Origin of the sequence: Phaeobacter italicus (genome assembly GCF_019801785.1) — a bacterium.
GTDB lineage: Bacteria > Pseudomonadota > Alphaproteobacteria > Rhodobacterales > Rhodobacteraceae > Phaeobacter > Phaeobacter italicus.
Window position 1 is genome coordinate 27537 of sequence record NZ_JAHVIJ010000006.1, and the last position, 13694, is coordinate 41230.

The window sequence follows — 13694 nt, forward strand, 5'->3', positions numbered from 1 at the left end:
CTGAAAACCGACCCTCTCCCCCCGGGCGGTCGTCAGTCAATGACGCCGCCCGTTTTTTACTCCCTTGCATCCAGAAAGGTGAGCAATGAGCGACACATCGCACATTGAGGCGCGAGACCTCACCGCAGAAGAACTCGCCGCGATTGAAGAAAAATATGACGAAGGCGCTGCGACGCGTCAGGTCTCGGACGGGTTTGCGAAGTTCCTGCGATATGTCGCGCTGGCCTTTGCCACCTATCACTACCTGACAGCAGGCTTTGCCCTGCCGCCGGACTTCTGGCACATGGGCTGGCATCTGTCGGGGTTGTTCATCCTGACCTACGCACTGTTTCCCCTGTTCAAATCCAAAGGCGACAAAGGGGCCAAAGGCGGCGCCTTCCGTCTGGGCGGGGTGCCGTATTTCGACATCCTTCTGATGATGCTTGGCACCGCATCTGCACTGTATCTGGGGTTTGCCTGGCATGGGGTGCCTGCGCTTGGCATTGAAGAGCAGACCTTTCGCATGGGCAATCCTAACACCTACGACATGGTGTTTGGCTGCATCCTCATCCTGCTGGTCCTGGACATTGCCCGCCGCACGCTTGGCTGGATCCTGCCGCTCATCATCAGCGTGTTCATTGCCTATGCGCTGTTTGGCCCCTGGTTCCCGGGATTGCTGCAACATCCGGGGGTAAAGTTCCGCACCTTTGTGTCCTCGATGTATTTCCCGCAGGAAGGCATCTTTGGGGTCACTCTTTGGGTGGTGTCGACCATCGTGTTCCACTTTGTGCTGTTTGGCGTCATCGCGCAGCGCACCGGATTGGGACAGCTGTTCATCGACAACGCAACCATTCTGGCAGGCCGCTACACCGGTGGTCCGGCCAAGGTATCCGTGGTGTCCTCGGCCTTCTTCGGCACCATCTCCGGCTCATCGGTGGCCAACACCGTATCCACCGGAGCGCTGACAATTCCCAACATGAAACGTCTGGGCTATCCCGGCCATTTCGCAGGCGGGGTAGAGGCCGCGGCCTCGGCCGGGGGGCAGATCACGCCTCCGATCATGGGGGCTGCTGCCTTCATCATGGCCGAGTTCCTCGAGGTGCCCTACACCACCATCGTGATTGCGGCGATCTTCCCGGCGCTGTTGCATTATGTCGGCGTCTTTGCCGTCGTGCACCTGATGGCCCGTCGCCTTGGGCTCAAGGGGATGTCGGCCGAGATGCTGCCCAAATTGGGCGCAGTCTGGCGCGATGGTTGGGCCAATCTGGTGCCTCTTGTGGGGCTGCTGGCGGTGCTGTTTTCGGGCTACACCCCCTATATGTCGGCCTTCTGCGGCATTTCGCTTGCGCTGATTGCTGGCATGAGCCGTATCAAGACACCGGCAACGCTGATCTATCCGGCTTTGTTTATCGGATTTGTGGTCTGGAAATATCTGGGCGGCGGGTTTGAACCGGGCATGTCGGCCCTTCTGGTGGCAGGCGCCGTGCTGGCCTGTTTCAATCCGCAGACGCGCACGACGTTGCCAGAGATGGCAGACACGCTGGAAACCGGGGTGAAATACGCGCTGGCTGTGGGCGCTGCGTCGGCGGCTGTGGGCATCGTGATCGGTGTCATCAACACAACCGGCGTTGGTTTCCGGATCGGCTTTATGGTGACGCAGGCGGCGGCGAACCTTGGCTCTGACCTGCACGGGCTGTTTACCTTCGGCGCGTGGGAGCTGTTCTCGGTTGCCGATCTCACCCTGTTCATCAGCCTCGTTTTCATCGCAATTGCCTGCATCCTGATGGGGGCGGGCGTGCCGACCACCGCGCTTTACATCATGCTGGTCTCGGTGGCACAGCCTGCGCTGGCGCAGCTGGGCATCCCGCCAATCGCGAGCCATATGTTCGTCCTCTACTACGGGGTCGTGGCCGAGATCACACCACCGGTCTGTACCTCTGCCTACGCAGCGGCGGCGATTGCGAACTCCAACCCCTTCCGCACAGGTCTGTCGGCCTTCTCGCTCGGGCTTGGCAAGGTGGTGGCGCCGATGGCCTTTGTCTATGCGCCTGTCTTGCTGTTCGTGTCCTCCACCGGGTTTGACCTGTGGGAGTTCACCTACACCGCCGCGAGCTGCATCGCCGGGGTGATCGCCCTGTCCGCAGCTGTGGTCGGCTACTGGCTGGCCCCGATGGGGGTGGCATTCAGGGTGTTGATGGCGGTCGCAGGCCTGGTGTTCATCGCACCGTCCTTGCAGGCGGATCTCGTTGCCTTGCTGATCGCAAGCCCGGCAATCATCAGCCAGCTGGTGCAATCCCGCGCAGCCAAGGCACAGGCGGTCTGATCTGATGCAGGAACAGGTTATCGTCCTGGGCGCAGGGGCCATTGGCCTCTGCACTGCCCTCTCCTTGGCTGAACGCGGCCTCTCGGTGCGGCTGGTGGATCGTGGCGCGCCGGGGCAGGAGACATCTTATGGCAATGCCGGGGTGATTTCCCCCTGGTCCATCATTCCCCAGTCCATGCCAGGCACCTGGAAAAAGATCCCGGAAATGCTGTTTGGCAAATATCGCCCCCTCAGCGTGCGGCCGACCTACTGGCCGCGCATGGTGCCCTGGGGGCTGGAATTCCTACGCCACGGTCGCGCTGACCGGGTGCGCGAGATCTCCGACGGGATGGAAGCGCTCTGCATGCCCTCCATTGATCTTTACCGCAGGCACCTGGCGGGCACCGGGCAGGAACATCTGGTCAAGGACAGCGCCTATGTCCACGCTTTTCGCCAGATCAATCCGGATGTGCTGACGTCGATTGACTATCGCATCCGGCAAGAGAAGGGGGCGCAGCTGGAACTGGTGGGCGCCGATCAGTTGCGCCAGATCGAACCCGCCCTGTCGTCAGAGTTTCAGGCGGCTGTCCTGATCCACAATCAGGCCCGTGCCCTGTCGCCGGGCCGCATCATGGAAGTGCTCGCAGACAAGGCCCAGAGGCTGGGTGTCGAGATCCTGCGCCAGTCTGTCACTGCGCTGTTGCGAACGGAAACCGGCTGGACCGTCCAGTGCGATGGCGACACGCTCACAGGTGACAAGCTGGTCATCACCATGGGTGCCTGGTCGGCTGAACTGCTGAAACCACTGGGGATCTCTGTCCCGCTTGCGGCAGAGCGTGGCTATCACCTGGAATTTCAGGCCGCCGGGATCGAGTTGAACAATTCCGTCATGGACACAGACGCCAAGTTCGTCGCCAGCACGATGGAGGGCGGGCTGCGGGTGGCGGGTCAGGCCGAATTCGCAGCGGTCGACGCCCCCGTCGATCCCGCCAAGGAGCCGCGCATGCGCGCCCAGGCCAAGGCGGCATTCCCGGATCTGAACACAGAGACCGCAACCTTCTGGATGGGGCGTCGCCCTTCGTTTCCGGACAGCTTGCCGATGATTGGAGAGTTCCCCGATCATCCGGGCCTCTTTGCCGGGTTTGGCCATTCCCACTACGGGCTGATGATGGCGCCCAAAACGGGAGAGCTGCTGGCCGACATGCTGAGCGGAAGGGCCCCGAACCTTGATTGCCGCCCTTACGAAACGACCCGCTTTAACTGACCTTGAAACCCCAGAAGAAGAGGCATGATTGATGTCTGAAAACGTGATTGGTGTGCTGTGTCTGGACACCCATTTTGCCAAGCCGCCGGGCCATATCCGCTGTGTGAACAGCCAGCCGTTCAAGATCATGAAACACCTGGTGCGCGGCGCTACGATTGCAGAGCTTTTGGAGCGCCCGAGCCTTGAATTCTTTGCCCCGTTCATCGAAGGCGCCAAGGCGCTGGAACAGGCAGGCTGTGCTGCAATTACCGGCAGCTGCGGGTTCATGGCGCTTTACCAAAAGGAACTGGCCGAAGCGGTTTCCATCCCTGTGTTTTCCTCCAGCCTGATCCAGATCCCACTGATGCATCAGATGGCAGGCGGCAAGGGCAGGGTCGGGGTCATCACCGCGCGCCAGTCTGCCCTGACCGATGCCCACTTCGAAGCCGTCGGTGCCGGGCACGTGCCGGTCGCGGTTGCAGGGATGCAGGACCAGCCCGAATTTTCCAGCGTGATCCTCAAGGATGAGAAAACCGACATCGACGCAGATCTGCTGGCAGAGGAGCTCTGCGCCGTGGGGCGGGATCTGGTGGCGCGCTATCCCGATGTGACCTCCATCGTGCTGGAATGCACGGATCTGCCGCCTTATGCGCACAGGCTGCAACAGGCGATCGGCCTTCCGGTGGCGGATCTGACAACCCTCTCGGCCATGGTGCATGGGATCGTGTCGCGGCAGGCCTACACCGGACAGCTTCAATACGACTGAGACCGCAGCAGGGCGCATTAGCCTGATCGCATCGACTGAATCACCAGCAATACAACAACGGGCCTGCGGGCCCGTTTTTCCTGTGCCTGCACAAATAGAGGATTGCTTGATAGCTATATTTCGATAAAACGCGAAATATGGAACAAATGATTCCCCTCCGCCTGTCTGTCCTTGGACACCCTCAGCGTCTCGCGGTGTTTCGGCTGCTCATGCGCCGTTTCCCCGATCGTGTGCCCGCTGGCGAAATCAGCACTGCACTTGATGTGAAACCCAGTACGTTGTCGTCCTATCTGTCTGCTTTGATGCAGGCCGGGCTGGTGACGCAGACCCGCGAGGGCACCTGGCTGTACTATCAGGTCGACATGGGCGGAATGCGCGAAACACTGGATGCGCTGATGCGCGACTGCTGCCGTGGCCGCCCAGAACTGTGCCTGCCGTCCACTTCGCCTCTGCCAGAGCCTGACAAGGCGACCATGCCCAGCCGTCCCTATAATGTGCTGTTCATCTGCACCGGAAATTCGGCCCGTTCCATCATTGCCGAATGTCTGTTGCGCAGTGTCGGTGGAGGCCGCTTTGACGTCTATTCTGCCGGAACGCTGCCGTCCTCCAGACTGAACCCCTTCGCGCTTGAGGTGCTGCGCAGCAAGGGGCATGATCTCTCTGGCCTGCGCGCCAAAAACCTGGGGGAGTTCATGGGTGCAGATGCACCGCGCTTTGATTTTGTCTTTACCGTCTGCGATCAGGCCGCAAACGAGGAATGCCCCACTTGGGAAGGTCAGCCGATATCCGGCCATTGGGGCATGCCCGACCCGGTCAAGGCCGAGGGCACCGAGGCAGAGCGAAGCCTCGCGTTTCAGCAGGCCTACGGAACCCTGAAAAACCGGATCCTCGCCTTTGCGGCGCTGCCGCTGGCAGAACTGGATCGGATCTCATTGCAAAATGCGGTGGATGACATCGCCCGCAACCACTGACTGCGCCTGCAACCCAGCGCCGCTCAGGACAAAGGAATGAACATGACTGTATATGCGCTAAATGGCCTTGGCCGGATGGGAAAACTGGCCCTGAAACCGCTGCTGGAAAGCGGAGCGGAAATTGCATGGATCAATGACGCGGTCGGCTCGCCCGAGATGCACGCGCATCTGCTGGAGTTCGACAGCGTTCATGGCCGCTGGCAGGCGACGTTTTCTCATGATGCCGACAGCATCACTATCGACGGCACCCGCCTGCCGGTCCATTGCACACAGCGCATCGAGGATCTGCCGCTTGAAGGTGTCGATGTGGTCATCGATTGCACCGGTGTCTTCAAGACCGAGGCAAAGCTGGCGCCTTATTTCGACGCGGGCGTCAAAAAGGTCGTCGTCTCCGCCCCGGTCAAGGACGGGGATGCGGCCAATATCGTCTATGGCGTCAACAACGACGTCTATGAACCGGCCCGCCACCGCATCGTGACCGCAGCGAGCTGCACCACCAACTGCCTGGCCCCGGTGGTGAAGGTTCTGCACGAGGAAATCGGGATCAAACATGGGTCTATCACCACGATCCATGATGTGACCAACACCCAGACCATTGTGGACCGTCCGGCCAAGGATCTGCGCCGCGCACGGTCGGCTCTGACTTCGCTGATCCCGACCACAACGGGCTCTGCCACCGCGATCACGCTGATCTACCCGGACCTCAAGGGCAAGCTGAACGGCCATGCTGTACGGGTTCCGCTGCTCAATGCCTCGATCACCGATTGCGTTTTTGAACTGGACCGCGCGATCACCGCGGAAGAGGTGAACGCCCTGTTCAAGGCCGCCGCCGAAGGCCCGCTGGCCGGAATCCTCGGATATGAAGAACGCCCGCTGGTGTCGGCGGACTACACCAATGACACCCGCTCCTCGATTGTGGATGCACTATCGACCCTGGTGGTGAACGGCACGCAGGTGAAGGTTTACGCCTGGTACGACAATGAAATGGGGTATGCCCATCGTCTGGTCGATGTCGCCCGCATGGTGGGTGACAGCCTGTGACACCGGCCCCCAAAACAGCCGAGCCCCCAAAGGGACTGTCGGCCTATGTGGCGGTGACCGCAGCCTATTGGGCCTTCATGCTGACCGATGGGGCGCTGCGGATGTTGGTTTTGCTGCATTTTCACACGCTGGGCTTCAGCGCGGTGCAGCTGGCCTATCTGTTTGTGCTGTATGAAATCGCGGGCATGGTTACCAACCTGTCGGCGGGCTGGCTCGCCGCCCGGTTTGGTCTGACCAGGACACTCTATGCCGGGCTCGCGCTGCAGGTTGGCGCGCTTCTGGCGCTGTCACAGCTGGATCCCAGCTGGCAGATCGCAACCTCCGTCGTCTTTGTGATGGTGGTGCAGGGGCTTTCCGGCGTTGCCAAGGATCTGGCAAAGATGGCCTCCAAATCTGCGGTCAAGCTGCTCGCCCCCAAGGAGGGCGATGGCCTGTTTCGCTGGGTGGCAGTCCTCACGGGCTCCAAGAACGCGGTCAAGGGGCTTGGCTTTCTTTTGGGCGCGGCGCTTTTGGCCACGGTTGGCTTTACCGGGGCCACGCTGGCTATGGCCGCGGTGCTGGCGGCGATCCTTCTTGCGGTGGGGCTGGCAATGCCGTCCGGTTTGCCCGCCGGGCGCAAGGGCGCCAAATTCTCGGAAGTCTTCTCCAAGTCCGCAAATATCAACTGGCTGTCTGCCGCCCGCGTCTTTCTGTTTGGGGCGCGGGATGTGTGGTTCGTGGTTGGCATTCCGGTCTATTTCTACGCGGTGCTTTCAGATGGCAGCGCGGCGGGCAATCGCGCGGCCTTTTTCATGATCGGGACGTTCATGGCGGTCTGGATCATCTTTTACGGAGCCATTCAGGCTGCGGCTCCACGGCTGTTGCGCGCTGCCCAGCGCAGCGAGGCAGACCTGATCGCCGCAGCCCGCAACTGGGCCACGCTGCTTGCGATTGTCCCTGCCGCGCTTGCCATTGCCGTGCTGCTGGCCGGCGCGCCTGCCATGTGGCTGACAGTCTTGCTGGTGCTGGGGCTGATGGTGTTTGGCGGCCTGTTTGCAGTGAATTCCTCCCTCCATTCCTATCTGATCCTCGCCTTCTCAAAGGAGGAGCGCGTGACAATGGATGTGGGGTTTTACTACATGGCCAACGCGGGCGGGCGCCTGTTGGGCACGGTTCTGTCAGGGTTGACCTATCAACTCGGCGGGGTGCCTGCCTGCCTTGGGACAGCGGCGGCAATGGTTGCCGTCAGCGCGCTGGTAGCGGGGCGGCTCAATGACACCACAGAACGGAGCCACCCGGCATGAGCATCTTTGAACGCTATCTCAGCCTCTGGGTCGCCCTGGCAATGGTGGCGGGGATCTGCCTGGGCAATGTGGCGCCCGGGCTGGTCGCCGCCATCGCCGCAGCCGAGATCGCCAGCGTCAATCTGGTGGTTGCGGTTCTGATCTGGGCGATGGTCTATCCGATGATGATCGGCGTCAATCTCGCCAGTCTCAAGGACGTCGCCCGTCAGCCCAGGGGGCTGGCCATCACGCTTGTGGTCAACTGGCTGATTAAGCCCTTTTCCATGGCGGCGCTGGGCGTGCTGTTCTTCGAGGTGGTCTTTGCCCCCTTCATCGCGCCCGGTGATGCGCAGCAATATATCGCGGGACTGATCCTTTTGGGTGCAGCGCCCTGCACCGCAATGGTCTTTGTGTGGTCACAGCTCACCAAGGGGGACGAGAGTTACACGCTCCTGCAGGTGTCGGTGAATGATGTGATCATGGTCGTGGCTTTTGCCCCCATCGTGGCATTCCTGCTGGGTGTCACCGATATCGAGGTGCCGTGGAGCACGCTGATCCTGTCGGCGGTGCTGTTCGTGCTGCTGCCGCTTCTGGCTGGGCTGTGGACGCGGCAGCGTCTTGCACACCAGGATCGGATCGATGGGTTTCTGGCCGCGGTCAAACCGCTGTCGGTTGTCGGTCTGATCGCAACCGTGGTGATCCTGTTCGGGCTACAGGGGCAGGTCATCGTGGAACGCCCGACCGTGATCGCAATGATTGCAGCGCCGATCCTGATCCAGAGCTATGGGATCTTTCTTATTGCCTATGGTGCGGCCTATGCGCTGCGGGTGCCGCATCGGATCGCGGCCCCTTGTGCGCTGATCGGGACATCGAACTTCTTCGAGCTGGCCGTGGCCGTCGCCATCAGCCTTTTCGGCCTCAACTCCGGCGCAGCTCTTGCAACGGTCGTGGGGGTGCTGGTCGAAGTGCCCGTGATGCTCACCCTTGTGGCGCTGGCCAACCGCACCCGCCACCGGTTTGACACGCAAGGCGCAACAACTCGCCGCCGCACGCCGTTATGACGGGACCGCAGGCGCCCCAAGGCGAGGGGCGCCTGATCTGCATCAGCCTTCGGCGCGTTTCATGGCCTGATGTTCATCCTCGACCAGACCAATTTTCCAATAGCCCGAGATATAGGTATCTGCGCGCGCCAATGCCTTTTCCTGATGCAGAAAGGCCCGCAGCGAACGGATGACACCGGACTCCCCGGCGATGCAGGTCTGCACCCGCCCGTCTGGCCAGTCCAGCGAGCGGATCAGCCGCTCCTGCTGGTCAGAGGCGTTCAGCGGATCGGGATGAACCAGCCAGTGCATTTCAATGCCCGCAGGTGCGTCAATGTCCTGCCGGTCAGCCGCATCGGTGATCTCGAAGATGGCGACCCCTTTGGCATCGCGTGGCATCGCCTCCAGCGTTGCGGCCGCCACCGGCAGGGCAGAAGGATCCGCCGCCACCAGATACCAATCTGCGTCAAACTGCGCGACCTTCACAGGGCCGGGACCGGCAAAGCCAAGAAAATCACCCGGCTGCGCGTGATGGGCCCAACGTGATGCCGGACCAGTGTCGCCATGAGCCACGAAATCAATGTCCATTTCCTGCAGATCTGGCCGGTAATGGCGCACCGTGTAGGTCCGGCGCAGGGGCTGCTGGCCGTCCTGAAGCCGCGCAACAAACCCCTCCCGGCTTTCGCCCGGCTCGGGCAGCATCAGCTTGCAGTTGGCCCCCTCCCGCCCTTCTGGCAGCCCTGCCAGTTCAGGCCCGGCAAAGGTCACGCGGATCATGTTGGGGGTCAGCCGATAGGCCGTCTTGACGGTCAGGATGCGGGGCAGGGGGCGCGGGGGCTTGGGCTGAGACGGGGCGGAAGGGGCGTGTGTCATGTTGAAATCCTTAAACCTGACTAATACAGTCAGAAATAGGCGTGCGCCATCCACGATGCAAGCTGCCCATCGCATAGGCAGGTGCACAGGTTGCCCTGCAGGATCGCACAGCGGCTCAGGAATTGCCCTTTGCCGCCGACCGATAGCTGTCTAGTCTATCGATGAAACACCCCACCCACCGGAGAGCTCGAATGGCTGACAGATCACAAAACGCGCCACTGCGGCTGGCTCTTGTCGCGCATGACGCCAAAAAGGACGCGCTGGTCAGCTGGGTGCAGGCCCATGCCAAGGATCTGACCAAGGCAGAGCTGTTTGCCACCGGCACCACGGGGGGACGTATCCTTGACCTGTTGCCGGATTTGAATCTGACGCGGTTGAAAAGCGGCCCGCTGGGTGGCGATCAGCAATTGGGCGCGATGATCTGCGAAGGGCGGCTGGACGGGTTGTTCTTCTTCATCGACCCGATGTCACCCATGCCCCACGATGTCGACGTCAAGGCGCTCAGCCGATTGGCCATCGTCTATGACCTTCCTTTTGCCAACAGCCCAAGCACGGCCGACTTTGTCTTGCGGGGGCTGATCGCGGATCACACGGCGGGCTGATCCGCAACTTTGCGCGGGTCGCGGCGCATTTTTGCAACCTACTGTTATCGTTCGCGTTATCCTGAATTATTCGGCCTGCGCTGCTGATCTGGGGCCGCCAAATGGGGCGATCTGCGCGCATCCCGCGCAAATAAGACGTTAAAATTGTAGCGGCCTTGGAACGGATACCCATCTGGCGTGTTGTGCCCCCAAGACCTTCACTGAATGAACGTGAGCCACCCCAGAACTTGCTTTGGGCCCCCCTGCCACCGGCAGTGGATCGGATCGTTTCGGCCAAGACGTTCATTCCAGATTTTGACGGAGTGCCGAGTATGCGACCTGTTATTGCACTGCTGACGCCACCAGAACACCCCACCGGCGAGGCCCGCCTTCTGGCTGCTGCCCTGCGCCTGGCGGGAGCGCGGGTCGTCAAACAGCCCTGGACGCAACCGGTCGACCGCGACTACGTCGATGGCATCGCGATCGTCGGCAGCAAGGTGGCCGAGCAGCCAGAGATCACCGCTGACAACGTGGTGCCCTTTGCCCAGTTCCAGAGCCACGGCTGGTCCGTTGTCCTGCCTCCGCATCTGCTGGACCTGCTGCGTCACGACAGCGGCAGCCAGATCCCGGTCCTAGCGGTCAATGGCGGGTGCCAGTGGCTCAATCTGGCACGGGGTGGCAGCATCTACAATGACGCCGCAGCCTTCTACGGGGTGGATCTCGACACCCGGCTGATGGCCCGGCAAGAGGTCTCTCTCATCAGCACCAGCGGCCTGCGTCGCGTGATGGACCGGCTGGAACTGGAGGTGAACTGCACCGTCAATCAGGCCGTCAGCGTTCTGGGTCGGGGGCTTCAGGTCGTGGGGCGCGATAGCAAGGGAATGATCCAGGCCGTCGAAGACCCTCACCACGCGTTCTTTGTGGGTGTTCAATGGGCGCCGGAATACCTGCTGCACAAACGGGCGCAGCGTCGTCTTCTTCGGGCATTCGTGCGGGCAGCATCTGCCATCGAAACCGACGCAGAGGTGCCGCATCAGGATCAGCGCACCGGCTGAGACGCCGCACATTCAACCAAACAAAGCAAAAGCGCCCGGATCTCTCCGGGCGCTTTGGTGTTTTCAATGTTGGGCCGGATCAGCCGATGATCGCGTTCAGCGTCGCGCTTGGGCGCATGATCGCTGCGGTCTTGGCCGGATCGGTGTGGTAGTAGCCACCCAGATCAGCCGCCTGACCCTGAACCGCCGCCAACTCGGCCAGAATGGCCTCTTCCTTGGCCGCCAGTTCAGCCGCGATGGGGGCGAAATGTGCCGCCAGTTCGGCATCATCACCCTGCGCAGCCAGTGCTTCGGCCCAGTAGCGGGCGAACCAGTAGTGGCTGGCGCGGTTGTCCGGCTCACCCACCTTGCGCGAGGGCGAGCGGTTGTGATCCAGAATGCCCTGTGTCGCCGCCTCTGCAGCGGCACCCAGCACACCGGCCTTGGCGTTGCCCTTGCTGTCGGCGAGGAAGTTCAGCGATTCCCCGAGGGCGCAGAACTCACCCATGGAATCCCAGCGCAGGTGGTTTTCCTCAACCAGCTGCTGCACGTGCTTGGGGGCCGACCCGCCAGCACCGGTTTCAAACAGACCGCCGCCGTTCATCAGCTTGACGATCGACAGCATCTTGGCCGAGGTGCCCAGTTCCAGGATCGGGAACAGGTCGGTCAGATAGTCGCGCAGCACGTTGCCGGTGATGGCGATGCTGTCCTTGCCTGCGGTGATGGTTTTCAGCGACTGGGCTGTCGCCTCACGCGGGGCGAGGATCTGGAACAGGTCGGATTTGCCTGCCGCTTCCAATGCGGGCTTCACGTATTTGATCAGCTCCGCGTCATGGGCGCGGTTTTCGTCCAGCCAGAAGATCGCCTCGGAACCGGTCAGACGCTGACGATCCATCGCCAGTTCGATCCAGTTCTCGATCGGGGCCTTCTTCACGGTGCAGGAACGCCAGATATCACCCGCTTCGACCTCGTGGGAATGCAGCGTCTCACCATTGGCCAGCACGATGCGGATGGTGCCATCGGCAGGCGCTTCAAAGGTGGTCGGATGCGAGCCGTACTCTTCGGCTTTCTGTGCCATCAGGCCAACGTTCGCGACGGAACCCGCGGTGGTCACATCCAGCGCGCCGTTGGCTTTGAAGAAGTTGATGGTCTCGTCATAGACGGTGGAATAGCAGCGGTCGGGGATCACGCAGTTGGTGTCGCCCTTGGCGCCGGTCTCATCCCAGCCCTTGCCGCCTGCACGGATCACCGCAGGCATCGAGGCGTCGATGATCACATCCGACGGCACGTGCAGGTTGGTGATGCCCTTGTCACTGTCGACCATATACATGGACGGACGGTCCAGTGCGGCGATCTCTGCCTTGATCTCGTCGGCGTTGTCCATGCCGTCGATGGTCGCCAGAACCGCGCCCAGACCCGAGTTCGCAGACCCGCCAGCCGCTTCGATGGCTGCGCCGTGCTTGTCCCAGACCGGACCCAGCCATGCCTTTACCGCGTGGCCAAAGATGATCGGGTCAGAGACCTTCATCATGGTGGCCTTCATGTGCAGCGAGAACATGGTGCCGTCGGCCTTGGTGTCTTCGATCGCGTCCTTGAGGAAGGACGACAGCGCCTTGGCCGACATGAAGGTCGCATCCGCAACGGTGCCTTCTTCCAGCGGCCAGCTGTCTTTCAACACGGTGACTGCGCCATCCTTGCCGACGAATTCGATCTTCGCGGTGCCGGCCTGTGCGGCAGAAATGGTGGCAGAGACTTCGTTGGCATAGAAATCATTGCCCGGCATCGAGGAGACCTTGGTCTTGCTGTCTGCGGACCATGCGCCCATCGAATGGGGGTTGTTCTGGGCAAAGTTCTTTACGGCCTTGGCAGAGCGACGGTCAGAGTTGCCTTCGCGCAGCACCGGGTTCACCGCCGACCCCTTGATGGTGTCATACCGCGCACGGATCTCTTTTTCCGCGTCGGTTGCCGGATCCGCCGGATAATCAGGCAACGCAAAACCCTGCGCCTGCAGTTCCTTGATGGCCGCGGTCAGCTGCGGCACCGAAGCAGAGATGTTCGGCAGCTTGATGACATTTGCCTCGGGGGTCTTCACCAGTTGGCCCAGCTCTGCCAGGTCATCGCTCTGACGCTGCTCGTCGCTCAGGGCTTCGGGGAAGGTCGCAAGGATACGGCCAGCCAGCGAAATGTCCTTGGTCCCGACGGAGACGCCCGCCGCTGCGGCAAAGCTGCGGATGATCGGCAGCAGCGAGGCGCTGGCCAGCTCGGGGGCTTCGTCTACGATGGTATACAAAATGTCGGGGGTCGAATTTTCTGCCATATTCCACAACCTTTTTTCAGCGATATCGGAAACTGGGGTGAGCGATCAGCCGCTGCACCTGATGGATGGGCGCCGTTGCCTGACCCGTGGGGTCTTTCAAGCGGGGGACGCGGACCAGCCATAGGGGCGGTGCGGATCTGTCCCGCAGGGGAAACGGACATATATACGGTCCCCCATGTAAATCAGCTGAGCCGCGGGCGCAATTGCCTGCTTGGGGTAAGAGGGCCGCATATTGCCGCGCTTTTGAGTTTATCGCGGGTTTTCTGCGCCGATTGGCTCCAATTT

11 protein-coding genes are annotated in these 13694 nt (G+C 61.6%); 9 read left to right on the forward strand and 2 right to left on the reverse strand.

Annotated features, from left to right (window positions below):
- The first annotated feature begins 85 nt into the window (after positions 1-85).
- The 7 genes from KUV39_RS14930 to arsB all read left to right on the forward strand — a co-directional run bounded on the left by KUV39_RS14930 (position 86) and on the right by arsB (position 8625).
- The gene (locus KUV39_RS14930; protein WP_222460168.1) at positions 86-2302 is read left to right on the forward strand and encodes a TRAP transporter permease; all 2217 of its coding nucleotides are present in this window, start codon (positions 86-88) and stop codon (positions 2300-2302) included.
- 4 nt (positions 2303-2306) lie between these two features.
- On the forward strand, positions 2307-3545 hold the full coding sequence (locus KUV39_RS14935; protein WP_222460169.1) for an NAD(P)/FAD-dependent oxidoreductase: 1239 nt from the start codon (positions 2307-2309) through the stop codon (positions 3543-3545).
- A 31-nt stretch (positions 3546-3576) separates the two neighbouring features.
- A complete protein-coding gene (locus tag KUV39_RS14940; protein ID WP_050673956.1) occupies positions 3577-4290 on the forward strand; it encodes an aspartate/glutamate racemase family protein in 714 nt (237 codons plus the stop codon).
- Positions 4291-4427: 137 nt separating this feature from the next.
- A complete protein-coding gene (locus KUV39_RS14945) occupies positions 4428-5261 on the forward strand; it encodes a metalloregulator ArsR/SmtB family transcription factor (RefSeq protein ID WP_222460170.1) in 834 nt (277 codons plus the stop codon).
- A 42-nt stretch (positions 5262-5303) separates the two neighbouring features.
- Positions 5304-6302, forward strand: a complete 999-nt coding sequence (locus KUV39_RS14950; protein ID WP_222460284.1) for an ArsJ-associated glyceraldehyde-3-phosphate dehydrogenase — start codon at positions 5304-5306, stop codon at positions 6300-6302.
- Positions 6299-7585: an organoarsenical effux MFS transporter ArsJ gene (arsJ, locus tag KUV39_RS14955; protein WP_222460171.1), complete on the forward strand. Its 1287-nt coding sequence runs from the start codon at positions 6299-6301 to the stop codon at positions 7583-7585. The genes KUV39_RS14950 and arsJ overlap by 4 nt, the downstream gene beginning before the upstream one ends.
- Positions 7582-8625 (forward strand): ACR3 family arsenite efflux transporter, encoded by a 1044-nt coding sequence (arsB, locus tag KUV39_RS14960; RefSeq protein ID WP_222460172.1) that lies wholly within the window; start codon positions 7582-7584, stop codon positions 8623-8625. Before arsJ ends, arsB begins: the two co-directional genes overlap by 4 nt.
- 42 nt (positions 8626-8667) lie before the next feature.
- On the opposite strand, the gene KUV39_RS14965 is transcribed toward arsB, so the two are convergent.
- Positions 8668-9477: a siderophore-interacting protein gene (locus KUV39_RS14965; protein WP_222460173.1), complete on the reverse strand. Its 810-nt coding sequence runs from the start codon at positions 9475-9477 to the stop codon at positions 8668-8670.
- Between the two features lie 191 nt (positions 9478-9668).
- On the opposite strand from KUV39_RS14965, the gene KUV39_RS14970 reads away from it, so the two are divergent.
- Positions 9669-10079 (forward strand): methylglyoxal synthase, encoded by a 411-nt coding sequence (locus KUV39_RS14970; RefSeq protein WP_222460174.1) that lies wholly within the window; start codon positions 9669-9671, stop codon positions 10077-10079.
- A 311-nt stretch (positions 10080-10390) separates the two neighbouring features.
- The gene (locus KUV39_RS14975; RefSeq protein WP_222460175.1) at positions 10391-11113 is read left to right on the forward strand and encodes a gamma-glutamyl-gamma-aminobutyrate hydrolase family protein; all 723 of its coding nucleotides are present in this window, start codon (positions 10391-10393) and stop codon (positions 11111-11113) included.
- Positions 11114-11192: 79 nt separating this feature from the next.
- On the opposite strand, the gene KUV39_RS14980 is transcribed toward KUV39_RS14975, so the two are convergent.
- The gene (locus KUV39_RS14980) at positions 11193-13409 is read right to left on the reverse strand and encodes an NADP-dependent isocitrate dehydrogenase (protein WP_222460176.1); all 2217 of its coding nucleotides are present in this window, start codon (positions 13407-13409) and stop codon (positions 11193-11195) included.
- Positions 13410-13694 lie beyond the last annotated feature (285 nt).

Bases quoted from the DNA above. Each gene is read 5' to 3' on its own strand.
- KUV39_RS14930 (WP_222460168.1), top strand. From the start codon at position 86: ATGAGCGACACATCGCACATTGAGGCGCGAGACCTCACCGCAGAAGAA.
- KUV39_RS14935 (WP_222460169.1), top strand. From the start codon at position 2,307: ATGCAGGAACAGGTTATCGTCCTGGGCGCAGGGGCCATTGGCCTCTGC.
- KUV39_RS14940 (WP_050673956.1), top strand. From the start codon at position 3,577: ATGTCTGAAAACGTGATTGGTGTGCTGTGTCTGGACACCCATTTTGCC.
- KUV39_RS14945 (WP_222460170.1), top strand. From the start codon at position 4,428: ATGGAACAAATGATTCCCCTCCGCCTGTCTGTCCTTGGACACCCTCAG.
- KUV39_RS14950 (WP_222460284.1), top strand. From the start codon at position 5,304: ATGACTGTATATGCGCTAAATGGCCTTGGCCGGATGGGAAAACTGGCC.
- arsB (WP_222460172.1), top strand. From the start codon at position 7,582: ATGAGCATCTTTGAACGCTATCTCAGCCTCTGGGTCGCCCTGGCAATG.
- KUV39_RS14965 (WP_222460173.1), bottom strand. From the start codon at position 9,477: ATGACACACGCCCCTTCCGCCCCGTCTCAGCCCAAGCCCCCGCGCCCC.
- KUV39_RS14970 (WP_222460174.1), top strand. From the start codon at position 9,669: ATGGCTGACAGATCACAAAACGCGCCACTGCGGCTGGCTCTTGTCGCG.
- KUV39_RS14975 (WP_222460175.1), top strand. From the start codon at position 10,391: ATGCGACCTGTTATTGCACTGCTGACGCCACCAGAACACCCCACCGGC.
- KUV39_RS14980 (WP_222460176.1), bottom strand. From the start codon at position 13,409: ATGGCAGAAAATTCGACCCCCGACATTTTGTATACCATCGTAGACGAA.